Origin of the sequence: Streptomyces sp. NBC_00322 (assembly GCF_036147535.1) — a bacterium.
In the GTDB taxonomy this organism is placed as follows: Bacteria; Actinomycetota; Actinomycetes; order Streptomycetales; family Streptomycetaceae; genus Streptomyces.
On record NZ_CP108019.1, the window covers coordinates 4,762,897 to 4,781,237 of the forward strand.

Annotated in this window: 18 protein-coding genes; 7 read left to right on the top strand and 11 right to left on the bottom strand. The window is 68.7% G+C overall.

What is annotated here, in order from left to right; all coding sequences use genetic code 11:
* Positions 1-85 precede the first annotated feature (85 nt).
* A complete protein-coding gene (locus tag OG905_RS21630; RefSeq protein WP_142217964.1) occupies positions 86-394 on the bottom strand; it encodes a hypothetical protein in 309 nt (102 codons plus the stop codon).
* 747 nt (positions 395-1,141) lie between these two features.
* Here OG905_RS21630 and OG905_RS21635 point away from each other — a divergent pair.
* The 3 genes from OG905_RS21635 (at position 1,142) to OG905_RS21645 (ending at position 4,021) form a co-directional block, all read left to right on the top strand.
* Positions 1,142-1,957: an SAM-dependent methyltransferase gene (locus tag OG905_RS21635; protein WP_443043966.1), complete on the top strand. Its 816-nt coding sequence runs from the start codon at positions 1,142-1,144 to the stop codon at positions 1,955-1,957.
* Between the two features lie 70 nt (positions 1,958-2,027).
* The gene (locus OG905_RS21640; RefSeq protein WP_328675427.1) at positions 2,028-3,026 is read left to right on the top strand and encodes a C40 family peptidase; all 999 of its coding nucleotides are present in this window, start codon (positions 2,028-2,030) and stop codon (positions 3,024-3,026) included.
* A gap of 248 nt (positions 3,027-3,274) precedes the next feature.
* Positions 3,275-4,021 carry a phosphatase PAP2 family protein gene (locus OG905_RS21645; protein WP_328675429.1) on the top strand — a complete coding sequence of 249 codons (747 nt, stop codon included), beginning with the start codon at positions 3,275-3,277 and terminating at the stop codon, positions 4,019-4,021.
* A 45-nt stretch (positions 4,022-4,066) separates the two neighbouring features.
* Here OG905_RS21645 and OG905_RS21650 read toward each other — a convergent pair whose 3' ends face one another.
* Together OG905_RS21650 and OG905_RS21655 are read right to left on the bottom strand one after the other, a co-directional pair.
* On the bottom strand, positions 4,067-5,632 hold the full coding sequence (locus tag OG905_RS21650) for an FAD-binding oxidoreductase (RefSeq protein WP_328675430.1): 1,566 nt from the start codon (positions 5,630-5,632) through the stop codon (positions 4,067-4,069).
* A 76-nt stretch (positions 5,633-5,708) separates the two neighbouring features.
* Positions 5,709-5,900, bottom strand: a complete 192-nt coding sequence (locus OG905_RS21655) for a hypothetical protein (RefSeq protein WP_328675433.1) — start codon at positions 5,898-5,900, stop codon at positions 5,709-5,711.
* Between the two features lie 152 nt (positions 5,901-6,052).
* On the opposite strand from OG905_RS21655, the gene OG905_RS21660 reads away from it, so the two are divergent.
* Positions 6,053-6,883, top strand: a complete 831-nt coding sequence (locus OG905_RS21660; RefSeq protein WP_328675435.1) for a hypothetical protein — start codon at positions 6,053-6,055, stop codon at positions 6,881-6,883.
* Between the two features lie 85 nt (positions 6,884-6,968).
* A complete protein-coding gene (locus OG905_RS21665) occupies positions 6,969-7,151 on the top strand; it encodes a hypothetical protein (RefSeq protein ID WP_328675438.1) in 183 nt (60 codons plus the stop codon).
* 88 nt (positions 7,152-7,239) lie between these two features.
* Here the strand turns inward: OG905_RS21665 and OG905_RS21670 are convergent, their stop codons facing one another.
* Positions 7,240-7,572: a metal-sensitive transcriptional regulator gene (locus OG905_RS21670; protein ID WP_328675439.1), complete on the bottom strand. Its 333-nt coding sequence runs from the start codon at positions 7,570-7,572 to the stop codon at positions 7,240-7,242.
* A gap of 212 nt (positions 7,573-7,784) precedes the next feature.
* On the opposite strand from OG905_RS21670, the gene OG905_RS21675 reads away from it, so the two are divergent.
* Positions 7,785-8,405, top strand: coding sequence for a DUF47 domain-containing protein (locus OG905_RS21675; protein ID WP_327324529.1), 621 nt, complete (start codon positions 7,785-7,787; stop codon positions 8,403-8,405).
* Positions 8,406-8,410: 5 nt separating this feature from the next.
* Complete coding sequence (locus tag OG905_RS21680; RefSeq protein WP_328675445.1) at positions 8,411-9,409, top strand: inorganic phosphate transporter; 999 nt, start codon at positions 8,411-8,413, stop codon at positions 9,407-9,409.
* 475 nt (positions 9,410-9,884) lie between these two features.
* Here OG905_RS21680 and pstB read toward each other — a convergent pair whose 3' ends face one another.
* The 7 genes from pstB to OG905_RS21715 all read right to left on the bottom strand — a co-directional run bounded on the left by pstB (position 9,885) and on the right by OG905_RS21715 (position 18,278).
* Positions 9,885-10,661, bottom strand: a complete 777-nt coding sequence (gene pstB, locus OG905_RS21685; RefSeq protein WP_328675447.1) for a phosphate ABC transporter ATP-binding protein PstB — start codon at positions 10,659-10,661, stop codon at positions 9,885-9,887.
* A gap of 30 nt (positions 10,662-10,691) precedes the next feature.
* A complete protein-coding gene (gene pstA / locus OG905_RS21690; protein WP_328675449.1) occupies positions 10,692-11,771 on the bottom strand; it encodes a phosphate ABC transporter permease PstA in 1,080 nt (359 codons plus the stop codon).
* Complete coding sequence (gene pstC / locus OG905_RS21695) at positions 11,768-12,760, bottom strand: phosphate ABC transporter permease subunit PstC (RefSeq protein ID WP_328675451.1); 993 nt, start codon at positions 12,758-12,760, stop codon at positions 11,768-11,770. Before pstC ends, pstA begins: the two co-directional genes overlap by 4 nt.
* Positions 12,761-12,852: 92 nt before the next feature.
* Positions 12,853-13,989 (bottom strand): phosphate ABC transporter substrate-binding protein PstS, encoded by a 1,137-nt coding sequence (pstS, locus tag OG905_RS21700; protein ID WP_328675453.1) that lies wholly within the window; start codon positions 13,987-13,989, stop codon positions 12,853-12,855.
* Positions 13,990-14,472: 483 nt separating this feature from the next.
* The gene (locus OG905_RS21705; RefSeq protein WP_328675454.1) at positions 14,473-14,901 is read right to left on the bottom strand and encodes an NUDIX hydrolase; all 429 of its coding nucleotides are present in this window, start codon (positions 14,899-14,901) and stop codon (positions 14,473-14,475) included.
* A 64-nt stretch (positions 14,902-14,965) separates the two neighbouring features.
* Positions 14,966-16,063: a CHAD domain-containing protein gene (locus OG905_RS21710; RefSeq protein ID WP_443043967.1), complete on the bottom strand. Its 1,098-nt coding sequence runs from the start codon at positions 16,061-16,063 to the stop codon at positions 14,966-14,968.
* Positions 16,050-18,278 (bottom strand): RNA degradosome polyphosphate kinase, encoded by a 2,229-nt coding sequence (locus tag OG905_RS21715; protein WP_328675456.1) that lies wholly within the window; start codon positions 18,276-18,278, stop codon positions 16,050-16,052. Before OG905_RS21715 ends, OG905_RS21710 begins: the two co-directional genes overlap by 14 nt.
* Positions 18,279-18,341: the final 63 nt, after the last annotated feature.

Here is an 18,341-nt window from a genome sequence, read left to right on the forward strand (position 1 = left end):
CGTGGGCGTGGTGTGGTGACTCGACATCAGGGAGACGCAACCTCAAAGGGTGGGCCCGGGCACGCCCGGAGAGGACGGCGGGCGGCTAGACAGCCATCCCGTACACGATGGTGAACAAGGTCCCCAGTGACCCGATGATGAAGACGCCGGTCAGTCCGGCGACGATCAGGCCTTTGCCCTGCTCCGCGCTGAAAGTGTCGCGCAGCGCCGTCGCTCCGATGCGCTGTTTGGCCGCGCCCCAGATCGCGATGCCGAGGCACAGAAGGATGGCCACGGCCATCACGACCTCGATCATCACTCGAGCTTCGTTCCCCAGGCTCCCGAAAGGTCCCCAGTTCGGGGCGATTCCGCCGATGATGGTGGTGATGTCGCCCTTTTCGGCTGCCAGGATCATGTAACTCACCGCCCCTGTTGGGTTGTTCAGTGCCCTTGCCCCTCGGCATGGGCCGTCGTTCTATCTTCGCTGATGAAATCGCCCGCGTAAGCCGACTTGGCCGGTCTCTTTGCCCGATCTCCGAACGGATGACCGATCCTGCCGTCTTGACCTGTGACGGGCACGGGACCGGTTCGATGCGAGGGAGTGCGTATGGTCACTCTGTGTATCACGGAGGGTGACTCCGGGCAATGACTGTCGTTGTTGCACCTTGGGGCGGTGTGGGTCGCGGCCGAGCACAAGGGAGCGCACTCAGGGGGTTGCGGGGCGCTGTCCGTCCAGCTCCGCGAAATGGTCGAACTCGCCCGCTCGGACGCCGAGTACGAAGGCGTCCGTGGGGACGTCAGCCACGGTTCCCTTTGAGGGCGCGTGCCAGGGCCGCGACGGCGGGCTGGGGTGGTGCTGAGTATCGCCCCGCTTCCGGAGATCCCGCTGCCCTTCAAAGGCGGGCTCAGCCCGCCCTGCGCGGAAGCCGAGCGCGGGCGGGGGCTGTACCTCGTGGAGCTGTGTCCGGACAGCTGGGGTGCCTGTCCGCTCCAGCAGGGCGGCAAGCTTCTGTGGGTGGAATGCGTGCGGGAAGAGGATTGTCAGTGGGGCTGAGTTCAGGTCCGCCGAGTACCGGACCCGCACGCCTGCGGGCGGTCCGCCCCGCCGGGGTGGCGAAACCGGCGGCCCCAACACAAGCCGCTCTGCGCCAAGTTGGTTATCTTGGACCGTGTGACCGACAACGCGCACTTACTCGCCGGGATCGACACCAGCCGCCCGCACACCGCCCGCATCTGGAACTACTGGACCGGCGGCAAGGACCACTACGAGGTCGACCGCGAGGCCGGTGACCAGATCCGCGGGCTTCATCCCGGCATCGGTGACTACGCCGTCGCGGACCGGCTGTTTCTGGGGCGGGCCGTGCGTCATCTGGCCGCGGAGGTGGGGATCCGGCAGTTTCTCGACATCGGGACCGGGCTGCCCAGCGCCGACAACACCCACGAGGTGGCTCAGCGCGTCGATCCGGCGGCGCGGATCGTGTACGTGGACAACGACCCCCTCGTCCTCGCGCACGCCCGCGCCCTGCTCACCAGTACGCCCGAGGGCCGCACCGACTACCTCGACGCCGATCTGCGCGACGTCGGCACGATCATCGAGCGCGCCGCAGGGACACTCGACCTCTCGCAGCCCGTCGCGCTGCTGCTCCTCGGCGTGGTGATCTTCATCGAGGACGACGAGGAGTCGTACGGCATCGTCCGCCGTCTCATGGACGCGCTGCCCGCCGGCAGTCATCTCGTCCTCTCACACACCATCACCAGTCCGGCGATGCCCGATGTGGACGCCGCCGTCGCGTTCTGGAACGAGCACGGTACGCCCAGGCTCACCCAGCGCACCCCGCGGCAGCTCGCCCGGTACTTCGACGGGCTCGACATGCTGGAGCCCGGTTTGGTGTCGTGTTCGCGCTGGCGGCCGGAGACCGCCGGCGGCGAAGAGCCCGGCGAGGTGGCCATGTTCGGCGGCGTGGGGCGCAAACCGTAGGCGCGCGGGCGAAATAGGGGCAGTAACACGGTGCGGATGGGGGAGGGTTGAGGGCGTGCGGAAAGTCTGGATGGCCAGTGGGGTGGGGATCGGGCTGTGCCTGAGCTTTGTCGCGCTGCTCGTCGTCGGGACCTATTCCGCGGCCGCCGGGCTCATGGGCGGTGCGGGCGGCGGGCGGGCGGTGGGGCTGGCCAAGGGTGCCGTGCCCGCGCTCTATCAGCCGCTCGTGCAGAAGTGGGGCAACCTCTGCCCCGCCATCAACCCCGCTCTGCTCGCCGCCCAGCTCTACCAGGAGAGCGGCTGGAACCCGAAGGCGCAGAGCCCGGCGGCGGCCCAGGGCATCGCGCAGTTCATCCCGGGCACCTGGGCGGCGCACAGTATCGACGGGGACAAGGACGGGGACCGCGACGTATGGGATCCGGCCGACGCGATTGCGTCTGCTGCCTCGTACGACTGCGAACTGGCCGGATATGTCAAAAAGGCGCCCGGTGACCAGACCGACAACATGCTCGCCGCGTACAACGCCGGCGCGTACGCCGTCATCAAGTACGGCGGTGTCCCGCCCTACCGCGAGACACAGAACTATGTGAAGGTCATCCGCACCCTGGAGAAGAGCTTCGCCCGGCCCGTCGGACGTGTCGAGCCGTCGCGGCAGGCCGCCGGGGCGATCTACTTCGCTCAGCAGAGGCTCGGCACGAAGTATCTGTGGGGCGGCAACGGCACGCCTGAGCAGGGCGGACGTTTCGACTGCTCCGGGCTGACGCAGGCCGCGTACCGGACGGTGGACATCGAGCTGCCGCGCGTCGCGAACGACCAGTACAACGCGGGACCGCATCCGTCGCGCGACGAGCTGCTGCCCGGCGATCTCGTCTTCTTCTCCGACGACCTCACCAACTCGCGGGCGATCCGGCACGTCGGGCTCTATGTGGGTGGCGGGTACATGATCAACGCCCCGTACACCGGAGCCGTGATCCGCTTCGACAAGATCGACAGCCCGGACTACTTCGGTGCGACGAGGGTCACCAAGGATGGCGCGAAAGCGCTGCCGACGGCCCTCCCGGAAGCCTGACGCGGCATCGGACGTGGCCGGAACTCTCTGCTACGCCAAAGCCCTGAACTGCGACGACGTGTCACTCTTCGATAACGTCATGGTGATCGTTCGGTGGAGAGTGGAACGTACATGAGGAACGGGCCGTTCCCTGGATGGAGACAGCCGCACTGACCATGCAGGAGACACCGCACTGATCACGGGGGTTGGTAGAGGCGGCGCACCCGGAAGGTGCGTCACACCAGGCACAAGGCAAGGGGCCGCAGCAGATGGCTGGACTCGCATTGGGGTTCCCCCTGACGCAGTCAAGGGGCGGGTCTGATCCCGATCTCAGCCTGCTCTACGACATCAACGGCCTGGCCAAGGACGCCCCGTCGTGGCTCGACCGCACCATGGCGTTCGTCGGCGAGTACGGAATCATGCTCGCGATGGTCCTTGTCGTCCTGTGGTGCTGGTGGAGCGTGCGCCGGCGCGGCACCACGGAGGACTCGGTCGGCGCGGTCGCCGCGCTGATCTGGGCGCCGCTCGCCGCCGGTATCGCGCTGCTGATCAACATCCCCATCCGCGGGTTCGTCGAGAGACCGCGGCCCTTCCGCGACCACCAGGGCATCGAGGTCCTGGTGTCCGGGAACAGCGACTACTCCTTCGTCAGCGACCACGCCACGATGGCGATGGCGATCGCGGCCGGGCTCTTCGTCGCGCACCGCAGGTTCGGTCTTGCCGCGATCGGTCTCGCGCTCGCCGAGGGCTTCTGCCGGGTCTACATGGGCGTGCACTATCCGACCGACGTCGTCGGCGGATTCGCGCTCGGCACGGCGGTGGCGCTGCTGCTCGCGCCGCTCGCCCTCGCGCTGCTGACACCGGTGGTGTCGGCGGTCGCCACGTCGGAGCGGATCGGCCGGCTCGTACGGTCGAAGCGCGCGGTGGCGTCCCGGGCCGGGCGGCCCGAGGCGCTCGGCATCCCCGAGCCCAGGACCGGGGGTCCGGGCACCGGCGAGAACGGCCTCGCGGCCTGAGCCGCCAGACCTGTCCGACCTGCCTCGCCTGCCTCGCCGCCTGAACTACAGGGCCTGCGGGAAGGTGAAGACCCGGTCCGGGTCGTACTGCTTCTTCAGCCGCGTGAGCCGGTCGGCCGCGGGACCGTAGTAGGCCCGGCGCCAGTCGGTCAGCGTCGGGTCGATGTAGTTCTGGTAGGCGGCGCCCGACGCGTAACGGCGCATCGAGGCATGAGCGCCTTTCAGCCAGGCCTGCTGGGCGGAGCCCGCCGTGCCGGCCCGCCAGGCGCCGATGTACTGGGCCAGCACCCTGGAGCGCCGGTGAACGAACGACGTCGCCAGCGGGTCCACCCGGTTGACCGCTCCGCCGAGCGCCGTCAGCGCGATCGAGCCGCCGCCCCCGCCCTGGGAGGGTGAGATCCGGGTGAACGCCTCGGCCGCCGAGATCAGCGCGCGCAGCCCGGCCGGGGAGAGCTCGCGGTCGAAGAAGTCGGAGGCCGCGGCGTACGTCTCGCGCTGCAGCGCACCCTGCTTGCTACGGCCCGGAGTGGTGCCGGGCAGATGGCACTGGTCCCGGCTCAGCGTCGAGCAGTTCGCATAGCCGAGCATCGCGTCGAGATAGCCGCGGCGGCGCACCGAGACATGGCGCGCGGGCGAGCCCGCCCGGTCGGCGAGGCGGTCGAGCGCGTTGCGCAGATCGCTCTCGCTGCCGAGGGAGAACGCGGCGACCGAAAGCGTGGGCGTGCCGCCGGGACCGGCGGCCAGATGCGCGGACGACCAGATCTCGTCGGGCTGCTCAGGACCCCACTTCTGCCAGGCGGCCAGCACGGCCGCGGCCTTCGACCAGGGCCAGGTCAGATAGGCGGTGACGGTCGGGGGCGTGGGATGCGTACGGAAACGGAGCCGGGTGACGACCCCGAAGTTGCCGTTGCCCGCGCCCCGCAGCGCCCAGAAGAGGTCCTTGTTCTGGGTGGCGCTCGCGGTCAGCACCTTGCCGTCGGCCGTGACGATGGTGGCGGAGGTGAGACTGTCGCAGGTCAGACCGTACGCACGCGAGGTGACGCCGTGCCCGCCGCCGAGGGTGAGCCCCGAAACCCCGACAGAGGGGCAGGAGCCCGCGGGGATCGTGCGGCCGCCGCTGCCGAGGGCGCTGTACACGTCGATCAGCTTGGCGCCGGCGCCTATGGTGCCGTCCGACCCGACCCGGTTCAGCGAGGACACGTCGATGACGAGCCGGCCGTTGCCCGAGGACCAACCGGCGTAGGAGTGGCCGCCGTTGCGTATGGAGACGGGCGTGCGGTGCGCCTTGGCGTAGGCGAGGCACTCCTTGACATCGTCCTCGCCCGCGACATACGCGACGGCCGCGGGCTTCAGCGAGTCGAAGCGTGTGTTGTAGAGCTGCCGCGCGCTCGCGTACGCGGCGTCCCCGGGGCGTATGAGCTTCCCGTCGAGCCCGCGCGCGAGCGCGTTCCAGTCGGGTGCCGCGGCAGCCGACGTGGTCGTCGCCGGTCCGCTCCGCGAGGGTCGGGTCGATGTGGTGGTGGTTGCCGCGTTCGCTCCGTTGCCGTCCTTGCCTGTGCAGGCGGCAGCGGTGAGAACTACAGCGGTGGTGAGCAGCGCGCGCCGGTCCATGGGGCCTCCTGGAGGACCAGACGGCTGTGAGGTGTGAGGGGTTCCGGGGCGCGTGATTTTCGTAGCCCCCGGGGGGCTACTGGTCGGTCCCGGCGGGCGAGGTCCGGAACTCGACATGCACTGCGGCATCCGTACGCGCCCGTTCTCTCGAACGACGGGCCGGGCCGGTCCAGCCGCAGGTGCAGCGCGCGAGTGCGAAGGATCCGCGTTCACCGGTGCTGATGTGGTGGTGGGCCGAGGGGTCTTCGGTGGCGTCCTGCTGGTGCACCTCTCCACGGTACGTGGGCGCGGTGCACCTTTCCACGGTGCGTGGGCGGCGTCCGGCGCGGGCGCCCGCGTGACGAGGGGCCCAGGTCGTCGTTATGCGGGGCGGGCGGGGTCTCGTAGAAGCAGCGGTCCGGTATTGGGGGTTGGCAGGCGATGGTGGTGCAGCAGCACAGGCGCACGGGCGGGACTTTCGCTGTCGCGGCCGCCGTACTCGGGGTCGTGGCGACCAGCGGTTGCTCCGTCGGCGGGGGTGCCGTCGCCGACGATGGGCGCGGCGGCGATCACACCGACGAGGTGCTCAGGGCCGCGGATGTGCTCGCCGGTGCCGGAAGTTCCAAGGCCCGTACGTCCATGGAGATGGCCACCGGCGGAACCCGGGTGACGATCCGCGGCGAAGGAGGCTACGACTTCGAGCGGCGGATGGGGCAGCTCACGGTCGTCCTGCCCAAGGATCCCGCGGGCGCGGACCAGCACCGTCCGATCACCGAACTGCTGACGCCGGGCGCTCTGTATATGAAGAACCGGGGCGCGGGCGTGCCCGCCGACAAGTGGGTACGGGTCGACACGACCACCCTGGAGGACGGGAACCTGGTCACGGGCGGGGCCACCGATCCGCTCGCCGCCGCCGAACTGCTGCGCAGCGCGCGGGGCGTGAGTTACGTCGGCGAGGAGAAGCTCGCGGGCCGGACGGTTCGCCACTACCGCGGTATCACCGACATCGCCCGGGCCGCGCAGGTCGCCGAACCGCATGCGCGGGCCTCGCTGGCCGCGGCGGCGAAAGGCTTCGCCACGGACACGGTGCCCTTCGACGCGTATCTCGACGACGAGGGCCGGCTGCGCAAGGTGCGCCATCGCTTCAGCTTCACCAACGGGGGCGGCACGGTCGCTGTCACCTCGACCACGCTGCTGTACGACTTCGGGACGCCGGTGTCTGTGCGTCTGCCGGACGAACGGGACATTTACGCCGGGAGGATCAGGGCTTAGGCCCCTCTAAATGGTCCGGACGTGCCATGCGCGGTCCGTGCATCACTCCCTACGCTAGGAAGTCGACACCGGCAGGAAGAGGTGAATGCGCGTGGCTCCGCCCAGTACTGCGACCGTCCAGGACCACGTGGCCCTCGCCGAGATCGAGCTGTGTGGCGAGTTGATCATCGCGGCGTCCGCAGCGGACGAGGAGAGGCTCAGCCCGGACCGTATCGACGAGGTGCTGAAAGTGGCGGCCGAGCGATCTGCTTCGACCGGGCAGCAATGAGGCATTGACCAGGGGCGCGGCCGGGACGCCGTCGCCGCGCCCCGTTTCCGGTGCGTATCGGCCACGATGCGTGTCAGCCGCTTGCCGGTCACGTACGGAGCAGGCGGGCGATGGCCTTCGTCGCCTCCTCGACCTTCGCGTCGATCTCGTCGCCGCCCTTCACCGCGGCGTCCGCGACGCAGTGCCGCAGATGCTCCTCGAGCAGTTGGAGCGCGAAGGACTGCAAGGCCTTGGTGGACGCCGAGACCTGGGTGAGTATGTCGATGCAGTAGACGTCCTCGTCGACCATCCGCTGCAGTCCCCGGATCTGGCCCTCGATCCGGCGCAGGCGCTTGAGGTGTTCGTCCTTCTGTTTGTGGTAGCCGTGCACTCCGTGGTCGTGGTCCGTGACCGGGGGGCCGTCCGCCTCGGTGGTTGTCATCGCGTCCTCCCGTTGTCCCGCTGTACTTGTCCGAAAAACATGGGCTGCATACCCCTCGTGGGTATATGGTAACGAATCGTGCCGGATGGGGGGCGGGGGCCCGTGCTGATCACGCTGGTCAATGGGCGAGACTGTGGACGGCCGGTTAGCCGTGGCCGGATGATGCGCCTAGCATCAGCCTGACCGAATCCAGAGCATCCCGAGGACCCCACGTGCGATTTCGTCTGACCCCCAGGGAGACGAGCTTCTATGACATGTTTGCCGCATCCGCGGACAACATCGTCACGGGCTCCAAGCTCCTGATGGAACTGCTCGGAGCGGACGCATCCGCCCGGGCCGAGATCGCGGAGCGGATGCGGGCGGCGGAGCATGCTGGTGACGACGCCACCCACGCCATCTTCCACCAGCTGAACTCCTCGTTCATCACGCCGTTCGACCGCGAGGACATCTACAAACTCGCTTCGTCGCTCGACGACATCATGGACTTCATGGAGGAAGCCGTCGACCTGGTCGTGCTCTACCAGGTCGAGGAGCTCCCCAAGGGTGTCGAGCAGCAGATCGAGGTGCTGGCACGGGCGGCCGAGCTGACCGCGGAGGCCATGCCGCACCTGCGGACCATGGACAACCTCACCGAGTACTGGATCGAGGTCAACCGCCTTGAGAACCAGGCCGACCAGATCCACCGCAAGCTCCTTGCGACGCTCTTCAACGGTAAGTACGACGCCATCGAGGTGCTCAAGCTCAAGCAGATCGTCGATGTGCTCGAAGAAGCAGCCGACGCCTTCGAGCATGTCGCGAACACCGTGGAGACCATCGCGGTCAAGGAGTCCTGAACCACGTGGACACCTTTGCGCTGATCGTGACCATTGGTGTCGCGCTCGGATTCACCTATACCAACGGCTTCCACGACTCGGCGAACGCGATCGCGACCTCGGTCTCCACGCGCGCGCTGACACCGAGGGCGGCCCTGGTGATGGCCGCGGTCATGAATCTCGCCGGTGCCTTCCTCGGTCAGGGCGTCGCCAACACCGTCAGCGAAGGGATCATCGAGACGCCCACGGGCCCGCAGGGGATGGGCATCCTCTTCGCGGCGCTGGTCGGCGCGATCGTATGGAACCTGGTCACCTGGTACTTCGGTCTGCCGTCGTCCTCCTCCCACGCGCTGTTCGGCGGCATGGTGGGCGCGGCGCTCGCGGGCGGGACCGGGGTGATCTGGTCGGGTGTGCTCGACAAGATCGTCATCCCGATGTTCCTCTCGCCGATCGTCGGTCTGCTCCTCGGCTATCTGGTGATGGTCGCGATCATGTGGATGTTCCGTAAGTCCAACCCGTCGAAGGCCAAGCGCGGTTTCCGCATAGCCCAGACGGTCTCGGCGGCCGGGATGGCGCTCGGTCACGGCCTCCAGGACGCGCAGAAGACGATGGGCATCGTGGTGATGGCGCTGGTCATCGCCGATGTGGAGGACCAGGGCGACTCGATTCCGGTCTGGGTCAAGATCGCCTGCGCGATGATGCTCTCGCTGGGTACGTACGCGGGTGGCTGGCGCATCATGCGGACGCTCGGCCGCAAGATCATCGAGCTGGACCCGCCGCAGGGGTTCGCGGCGGAGACGACGGGGGCGTCGATCATGTTCGGCTCGGCTTATCTGTTCCACGCGCCGATCTCGACGACTCATGTGATCACCTCGGCGATCATGGGTGCCGGGGCGACGAAGCGGGTGAACGCCGTGCGGTGGGGTGTCGCGAAGAACATCGTCATGGGGTGGTTCATCACGATGCCGGCGGCGGGGTGTGTCGCTGCGCTGAGCTATGGCGTGGTCTACCTGGTCTTCGGCTAGGGCGTGTTTTAGAAGTAGCGCCGTCCGCCCGCAGGGCGGGCCCCGCGGCGTCTGGTGCGTGCAATCGCAAGGCGGAGGATCGCCCTCGTACTGGACGTACTTGGGCGACTCCGACAACACCGCGAGTGCGCGTGCCAGGCGTCGCGGGGTGGGGGTACCTCCCAGGCGAAGCTCTGGGGGAGCGACTTCTAAAACACGCCCTAGACCCGGGCGGATATATATGTGGGCCCGCCCCTCTGGGAGAGAGGGGCGGGCCCTTCGTCTTGCGGTGGCACCGCCATGCAGCACCGCGAGACGGTCTAGGGGGCCGTGGGGGTGCGGCGCTTCGCCCGCGAAACCCACGACCGGCGCCTGGGGGTCGCCCGCGAAACCCACCACTCGGAGCAACCACCAACGTCCCCTGGCCCACGGCATCCACGAACCCGGGTGACTTCCATCAGCGTCCCCGGCCCACGGCCACCACGGACCGGGGTGACTACCCGAAGCGGCCCGAGATGTAGTCCTCGGTCGCCTGGACCGACGGATTGGCGAAGATCCGCTCGGTCTCGTCTATCTCGATCAGCTTTCCGGGCTGCCCGACCGCCGACAGGTTGAAGAACGCCGTACGGTCCGAGACACGCGCCGCCTGCTGCATGTTGTGCGTCACGATGACGATCGTGAAGCGCTCCTTCAGCTCGCCGATCAGGTCCTCGATGGCCAGCGTCGAGATCGGGTCCAGCGCCGAGCACGGCTCGTCCATCAGCAGCACGGCCGGCTCGACCGCGATCGCGCGGGCGATGCACAGGCGCTGCTGCTGGCCTCCGGAGAGGCCGGAGCCGGGCTTGTTCAGCCGGTCCTTGACCTCGTTCCAGAGGTTCGCGCCCTTGAGGGACTTCTCGACGACGTCCGCCAGCCGGCTCTTCTTGTACGAGCCGTTCAGCCGCAGCCCCGCCGCGACATTGTCGAAGATCGACATCGTCGGGAAGGGGTTCGGGCGCTGGAAGACCATGCCGACCGTGCGGCGCACGGCGACCGGGTCGACGTTCGAGGCGTAGAGGTTCTCGTCGTCCAGCAGCACCTTGCCCTCGACGCGGCCACCGGGGGTGACCTCGTGCATGCGGTTCAGGGTGCGCAGGAAGGTGGACTTGCCGCAGCCGGACGGGCCGATGAAGGCCGTCACGGAGCGGGGCTCCACGGTCATCGAGATGTCCTCGATCGCCTTGTGGGAGCCGTAGAAGGCGGTCAGGCCGCTGACGTCGATGCGCTTGGCCATGTGAATCACTTCGCTTTCAGAAGGCCGCGGTCAGCGACCGGTCTTCGGGGCCTTCCAGCGGGCGATGCCGCGGGCCACCAGATTGAGGATCATGACGAAGGCGATCAGGACCAGGGCTGCGGCCCAGGCGCGGTCGACCGCTGCGTCGGTGCCGACGGCGTACTGCTCATACACATACAGCGGCAGCGAGGACTGGGCGCCTTCGAAGGGGTTGTTGTTGATCAGCTTCGTACCGAAGACGAGGAGCAGCACGGGGGCCGTTTCGCCGGCGATACGGGCCACCGCGAGCATGATGCCCGTGGTGATGCCGCCGATCGCGGTGGGCAGGACCACCTTGAGGATCGTGCGCCACTTGGGGATGCCCAGGGCGAGGGAGGCCTCGCGCAGCTCGTTGGGGACGAGTTTGAGCATTTCCTCGGTGGAGCGGACGACCACCGGCATCATCAGGATGGCGAGCGCCAGCGCGCCGGCGAACCCGGAGGGCCCGAAGCCCAGCATCAGGTTCCAGGTGGCGAGGATGAACAGGGCCGCGACGATCGACGGAATGCCGGTCATGACGTCGACGAAGAAGGTGACGGCCTTCGCGAGCTTGCCGCTGCCGTACTCGACGAGGTAGATCGCGGTCAGCAGGCCGATGGGGGCGGCGATGACGGTCGCGATGAGGACCTGCTCGATGGTACCGATCAGCGCGTGGTAGACACCGCCGCCGGTGTCGGCGTCGAGGACGCCGCTCATGGAGTGACTCAGGAAGTACCCGTCGAGGACCTTGACGCCCTTGCTGATCGTGACCCAGGCCAGCGAGAGCAGCGGGATGACGGCGAGGATGAAGCACACCCAGACGACGCTGGTGGCGAGGCGGTCCTTGGCCTGGCGCCTGTTCTCGACGATCGAGGTCGCGATGTACGAGATGACGACAAACAGGAGGGCCGAGATGAGGCCCCACTGCACGCGGCTCTCCCAGCCGGCCGCCATGCTGACGCCGACACCGAGGCCGATGGAGAGGTTCGCGAACCCGAGCGGGGCCAAGCGGGGGAGGGACCGGCCGCTGAGGCCGCCCTGGGGAGGAACGGGGGCCGGAGTGGGCCTGTCCTTTATGGCTGACTGGCTCATGCGTTGGCCCCCGAGTACTCCTTGCGGCGCGCGATGATCCACCGTGCCGCGCCGTTGACCAGCAGCGTAATGAGGAAGAGCACCAGACCGGAAGCGATGAGCGCGTCCCGGCCGAACTCATTGGCCTCGTTGAACTTCGCCGCGATGTTCTGGGCGAAGGTGCCGCCACCCGGGTCGAGCAGGTGGCCGGAGATGATGAAGCTCGGGGAGAGCACCACGGCCACGGCCATCGTCTCGCCGAGCGCGCGGCCGAGGCCGAGCATCGAGGCGCTGATGATGCCGGAGCGGGCGAAGGGCAGCACCGACATCCGGATGGTCTCCCAGCGCGTGGCGCCGAGGGCGAGAGCGGCCTCTTCGTGCATCTTCGGCACCTGGAGGAAGACCTCACGGGTGACGTTGGTGATGATCGGAAGGATCATGATCGCCAGGAGGATGCCCACCGTGAAGATGCTGCGGGCGGGGCCGTCACTGGCCTTGTCGAAGATGTAGGTCCAGGCGAAGTACTCGTTCAGCCAGAGGTTGAGGCCGGCGAGATACGGGACCAGGAAGATGGCGCCCCACAGGCCGTAGATGATGCTCGGTACGGCGGCCAGCAGGTCGACGACGTACGAGATCGGAGCGGCCAGCTTGCGCGGCGCGTAGTGCGAGATGAACAGCGCGATGCCGATCGCGATCGGCACGGCGATCAGCATCGCGATGATCGAGCTGACGATCGTCCCGAAGGCCAGGACGGCGATGCCGAAGACCGGTGGGGTGCCGGCCGGGTTCCACTCGGACGTGGTGAGGAAGTTCGCTTCGTCCTTGGAGATGGCGATGACCGCCCGGTAGGTGAGGAAGACCGCGATCGCGGCCATGATCACCAGGAGGGTGATTCCGGATCCACGGGACAGGCCGAGGAAGATCCGGTCGCCGGGGCGTGTGCTGCCCCTGGACGTGGGTATGCCGCCGCGCCCTGCGGGCGGCGTTTCGGTAGGTGTGGTGGTATCCATCTGGACTCTCCGGTCTGCGGAGCCGGTGGGCTCCTGGCGGCGGTGCACCGGATGCCGAGGCCGGTCCGGCACGGACCGGCCTCGGCCGGGAATCAGGACAGGGTCGGGACGATCGCGCGGACCTTGGCCGCGATCTCGGCCGGGAGCGGGGCGTAGCCGGCGTCGGGGAGGACCTTCTGGCCCTCCTCGCTGGCCGTGTAGGTGAGGAACGCCTTCAGGGTCGCCAGCGAGTCCGCCTTGTTGCCCTTGTCGCAGGCGATCTCGTACGTGACCAGGACGATCGGGTACGCGCCCTCGACCTTGGTCTTGTAGTCGAGACCGAGGGCGAGGTCATTGCCGGTGCCCTTGATCTTGGCGGCGGCGATGGCCTTGGAGGCGTTCTCGGTGGTCGCGTCGACCGGGGCGGAGGCGCCGGTGTTCAGCTTGACGGTGCTGATCTTGCTGGCGGTCGCGTAGGACAGCTCGAAGTAGCCGATCGCGCCTTCGGCGTCCTTGACGGCGGTGGCGACGCCGGAGGAACCGTTGGCAGCCTGGCCACCCTCGGCCGGCCAGGACTTCGTCTTCGGGTCGTACTTCCAGTCGGCCGGGGCGGCCTCGCTGAGGTACTTGCCGAGGTTCTGGGTGGTGCCGGACTCGTCCGAGCGGTGGAAGGCCTGGATCGTGCTGCTGGGGAGCTTGGCGCCCGGGTTCAGCTTCTTGATCGCCTCGTCGTCCCACTTCTTGATCTTCGAGTCGAAGATCTTGGCGAGGGTGGGGGCGTCCAGAACCAGGTTGTCCACGCCGGTCAGCTTGTAACCGATCGCGATCGGGCCGCCGACCATGGGCAGGTTGATGCCCTGGCCGCCCTTGCAGACGGCCTTCGAGGCGGTGACCTCTTCGGGCTTGAGCGCGGAGTCCGAGCCGGCGAAGGCGACCTGGCCCTGGGTGAACTTGGTGATGCCGCCGCCGGAGCCGATCGGCTGGTAGTTGATCTCGACGCCGGAGCAGGCAGCCTGGAAGTTCTTGACCCACAGGTCCATGGCGTTCTTCTGGGCGCTCGAGCCCGCCGTGAGGAGCTGGCCCTTCGCGCCCTCACACTTGATGTTGGACGCGGCGCTGGTCTTCTCGCCGCTGCCGCCGGTGCCGCCGGCGTTGTCGTCCGAACCACACGCCGTGAGGACCAGGGCGCCGGTCACGGCGAGGGCACCGAGCGCGGTGGCGCGAAGGCCGTTCTTGCGCTGAAGCTTCACTTCGGGTGTTCCTTCCAAGAGCCGCCGGACGCTGACTGTTGTCTGACCACGTTCTATGGCGGCGTGTGTCGGGGTGGGGGGACCAGCACTGCGCCGGTCACCGTGTACGGCCGAAATTAGGCAGAAGAGGTGAAGCCGCCGACGGGAGAGAGTGAACGGAAGGTGAACCGTGTCGGGCAGCTGAGTGCCGGGAGTCGATGGGGTCCGGCAAGCTACCGCCGAGTGAAGAGCGTCGAGGGGAACGTCCATGTCTGGGCGATCTTTCGCAATGTGACGCGCGGTGGGCAGCCGGGCAGCGCAACGCGCGGTGCCTGCCCGGCACTGAAACCTGCCTTTGGGATATGACGAATTGGGATGGGACGAATATCGTTTCATGGCTGGGCGCGGTGCGCCTGTCGATACACGTAGCTCGGAGCGACCCTCCAGGGCGTACTCGCGCTCCTGCATCGCCCGCCCCCCGAGCAGTTGACACGTACGGGTCGGTTACAGCCCGTCCTTGGTCACGTGAAGGGTGTCGAGGAGCGCGGAGACGAGCTGCCTGTCCCGGTCCTGTGTCAGGCGGTCGCATGCCTCAGCGGGTGGCAGCCACACCATTCGATCCACTTCCCGGTTCGGTTCGAACGATCCGCCGGTGGCCTCGGCAGCCCAGTAGCGGACCTCCTTGGGGCGGCCCTCGACCTGGTACCAGACGGTGGGCAGCTCGGGTCCCAGGTCGCACGTCATGCCGGTTTCCTCCAGCACTTCGCGCACTGCTCCGCCACGGGTGTCCTCACCGCGCTTCAGCTTGCCCTTCGGGTGGGACCAGTCATCCCATTTCGGTCGATGGACGAGGGCGATCTCGATCCCGTCGCCACAGGGCGAGCGACGCCACAGAACGCAGCCCGCCGCGAGAACCACCGAGTCATTGTTCATACGGCTGCTCCTCGTAGAAGCCGTCCCTGACGGGCGGCTTTCCGGATCGGTTGCCGTGTGTCTCTCATGGGGCCGTCACGGGCGTCGGCTCCGTCGCCCGCTGCCACACCTGCTGGAAGGCGAACCGGGCGGCCTCCACCTCGTGCCGCTGGTCGGCGTGCAGCACACCCAGGGCGTACGCGGTCGCCGGGGCGATGCGAGGCGTACGGGCCGCGGTCGCTGCGGCCGCGGCGGCCTCGGCGGCGTCGCGGTGGCGGTCCAGGACCAGGCCCGCGTGGCAGAGCACCGGGTCCGCCTGCGGGTAGAGCACCTCCTGGGCGTAGCGGTGCAGTCGCAGCAGCAGCCGCACCTGGTGCCAGGGGGAGTCCTGGGCCTCTTCGGCCGATGCGGTGGCCAGGCCGTGGACCAGCGCCTCGGCGTTGTACGGGTGGGCGGCCCGGCCCAGCGGCAGGGCGGCCACGGCTTCGAGCAGCCGCCGCTCGGCGTTTTGGGCGGGCAGCGCCAGGGCCTCGGCGGCCGGGGTGGTGGCCATCGGGCCGAGCGGCAGCTCGGAGGCGAGTACGGCGACGGAGTCGGCGACCGCGTGGAACCGGGAGGAGCCGAGCGCCTGGAGCGCGGCGGAGTGGGCGCGGGTGCGGGCCAGTGTCAGCTGCCGTTCCAGCAGGGCTCCTGCCCGGGCGGCGCCCACGGTCAGGCTGCCTGTGGGGCGCGCGGCGGCCGTGGTTTCCGGGGCGGCGGTGGCGGCATCGGCGCCGGGCGGGCGCAGTTCCCCCCTGGCCGGTGGCAGCGGGCTCGCCCCCGACAGCCGCGACAGCGCCTCCAGCAGCCGCGAGAGCCTGGAGGTGCAGGCGTGCTCCTGGGCCAACGTCGCCGACAGCCAGGCCAGTTCGGTGCGCAGATCGTCCGCCCAGGAGGGGTCGAGCAGCGGCCGGAAGGTGTGCAGCGTCCCGCTGATCCGGCGGGACGCCTGGCGCAGCGCGGCCGCGGCCTGTGCCACGCCCGCGGTGTCCGCGCCGCTCCCGGTGTGCATCCGCAGACTGCGCAGGAAGTCGCCCGCCTGCGTATGGAGGTACCCGGCCAGCGCGTCGCCCGCCGTGACGGGGGCGGGGCAGGCGGCCGGGACGACGTCCACGTCGTGCCGGGAGAAATCAGGGCTGTGCACGCCGGCGCCTCCGGGCGTCTATGAGCATCTCCTGTACGTTCCGCAGCGGCTGGCCTTCCCCGTCCGTCGCATGCCGGGTCCAGGTGCCGTCCGGGCCGAGGTGCCAGGAGGACGTGGTGCCGGACATGCCGGTCTCGAGGAGACGGGTGAGGGCCGCGCGGTGGGACGGGTCGGTGACCCGTACCAGTGCCTCGATACGGCGGTCGAGGTTGCGGTGCATCATGTCGGCGCTGCCGAACCACACTTCGGGCTCGCCGCCGTTGCCGAAGGCGAAGATCCGGGAGTGCTCGAGGAAGCGGCCGAGTATCGAGCGCACCCGGATGTTCTCCGAGAGGCCCGCGACTGAGGGGCGTATCGCGCAGATGCCGCGGACCCAGATGTCGACCGGCACACCCGCCATGGATGCCCGGTAGCAGGCGTCGATGATCGCCTCGTCCACCATCGAGTTGACCTTGAAGCGTACGTAGGCGGGGCGCCCGGCGCGGTGGTGCACCACTTCCTTGTTGATCCGGGCGATGAGGCCGTCGCGCAGGGACTTGGGGGCGACGAGCAGCCGGCGGTAGGTCTCGCGGCGGGAGTAGCCAGACAGCCGGTTGAACAGGTCGGAGAGGTCCGCGCCGACCTGCGGGTCCGCGGTCAGCAGCCCCAGGTCCTCGTACAGCCTCGCGGTCTTGGGGTGGTAGTTGCCGGTGCCGACGTGGGAGTAGCGGCGCAGCGTCTCGCCCTCCTGGCGGACCACGAGCGAGAGCTTGCAGTGGGTCTTCAGTCCGACGAGCCCGTAGACGACGTGGCAGCCGGCCTCTTCCAGCTTGCGTGCCCACTTGATGTTGGCCTGCTCGTCGAAGCGGGCCTTGATCTCGACGAGTACCAGGACCTGCTTGCCCGAGTCGGCGGCGTCGATGAGGGCGTCGACGATCGGGGACTCGCCTGAGGTGCGGTACAGCGTCTGCTTGATGGTCAGCACGTCGGGGTCGGCCGCGGCCTGCTCCAGGAAGGCCTGGACGGACGTCGAGAACGAGTCGTACGGGTGGTGCAGCAGTACGTCGCGCTCGCGCAGCGCCATGAAGATGTCCGGCGCGGACGAGGACTCGACCTCGGCGAGGTCCCGGTGGGTGCCCGCGATGAACTTCTGGTACTTCAGCTCGGGCCGGTCGAGGGCCGCGATGCCGAAGAGGCTGGTCAGATCGAGCGGTCCGGGCAGTGGGTAGACCTCGGCGTCGGAGATCTTCAGCTCACGGACCAGCAGGTCCAGGACGTACGGGTCGATTGACTCCTCGACCTCGAGCCGCACCGGCGGGCCGAAGCGGCGCCGCATGAGCTCCTTCTCCAGGGCCTGGAGCAGATTCTCGGCGTCGTCCTCCTCGACCTCCAGGTCCTCGTTCCTGGTCACCCGGAACATGTGGTGGTCGAGCACCTCCATGCCGGGGAACAGCTCCTCCAGGTGCGCGGCGATGACGTCCTCCAGGGGGACGTACCGCTGCGGGGAGGCCTCCAGGAAGCGCGACAGCAGGGGCGGGACCTTGACGCGGGCGAAGTGGCGGTGGCCGCTCACGGGGTTGCGTACGACGACCGCGAGGTTCAGCGAGAGACCCGAGATGTACGGGAAGGGGTGCGCGGGGTCGACGGCCAGTGGGGTGAGGACCGGGAAGATCTGCTGCCGGAACAGCGTGAACAGGCGCGCCTGCTCCTTCTCGGTGAGATCCGGCCAGCGGATGAGGTGGATCGACTCGTCGGCGAGCGCCGGGGCGATGTCCTGCTGGTAGCAGGCGGCGTGCCGGGCCATGAGTTCGCGGGAGCGGGTCCAGATCAGGTCGAGGACCTCGCGGGGCTGCAGGCCGGACGCGGAGCGGGTGGCGACACCCGTCGCGATGCGGCGCTTCAGGCCTGCCACCCGGACCATGAAGAACTCGTCCAGGTTGGAGGCGAAGATCGCGAGGAAGTTGGCCCGCTCCAGCAGGGGCGTCGCGGGGTCCTCGGCGAGTTCGAGGACGCGCTCGTTGAAGGCGAGCCAGCTGCGCTCGCGGTCGAGGAAGCGCCCCTGGGGCAGTTCGGCGCCCTCGCCGTCGTGATCTTCCTCGTAGGCGTCGAGGTCGGCGTCGATATCGGGTTCGAGCTCGGACACCGTGGCCGCGACGGTGTGCGGGCGGTGTGCGGCTATGGAACCGACGGACGGCTGGGGGTGCTGGGCCGGTACCTCGGCGGGCTGCTGACTCATGGACCCATTCTTCCGCGTGGATGACAGGAAGGGCGCGTCGGAGAGGGCCGGAGTGGGGGGAAT

Excerpts from the sequence above, each read along its gene's own strand:
- pstB (WP_328675447.1), bottom strand. The coding sequence starts at position 10,661 with ATGGCCAAGCGCATCGACGTCAGCGGCCTGACCGCCTTCTACGGCTCC.
- OG905_RS21715 (WP_328675456.1), bottom strand. The coding sequence starts at position 18,278 with ATGAGTCAGCAGCCCGCCGAGGTACCGGCCCAGCACCCCCAGCCGTCC.
- OG905_RS21660 (WP_328675435.1), top strand. The coding sequence starts at position 6,053 with ATGGTGGTGCAGCAGCACAGGCGCACGGGCGGGACTTTCGCTGTCGCG.
- OG905_RS21665 (WP_328675438.1), top strand. The coding sequence starts at position 6,969 with ATGCGCGTGGCTCCGCCCAGTACTGCGACCGTCCAGGACCACGTGGCC.
- OG905_RS21705 (WP_328675454.1), bottom strand. The coding sequence starts at position 14,901 with ATGAACAATGACTCGGTGGTTCTCGCGGCGGGCTGCGTTCTGTGGCGT.
- OG905_RS21670 (WP_328675439.1), bottom strand. The coding sequence starts at position 7,572 with ATGACAACCACCGAGGCGGACGGCCCCCCGGTCACGGACCACGACCAC.
- pstC (WP_328675451.1), bottom strand. The coding sequence starts at position 12,760 with ATGGATACCACCACACCTACCGAAACGCCGCCCGCAGGGCGCGGCGGC.
- OG905_RS21640 (WP_328675427.1), top strand. The coding sequence starts at position 2,028 with ATGGCCAGTGGGGTGGGGATCGGGCTGTGCCTGAGCTTTGTCGCGCTG.
- OG905_RS21645 (WP_328675429.1), top strand. The coding sequence starts at position 3,275 with ATGGCTGGACTCGCATTGGGGTTCCCCCTGACGCAGTCAAGGGGCGGG.
- OG905_RS21650 (WP_328675430.1), bottom strand. The coding sequence starts at position 5,632 with ATGGACCGGCGCGCGCTGCTCACCACCGCTGTAGTTCTCACCGCTGCC.
- pstA (WP_328675449.1), bottom strand. The coding sequence starts at position 11,771 with ATGAGCCAGTCAGCCATAAAGGACAGGCCCACTCCGGCCCCCGTTCCT.
- OG905_RS21630 (WP_142217964.1), bottom strand. The coding sequence starts at position 394 with ATGATCCTGGCAGCCGAAAAGGGCGACATCACCACCATCATCGGCGGA.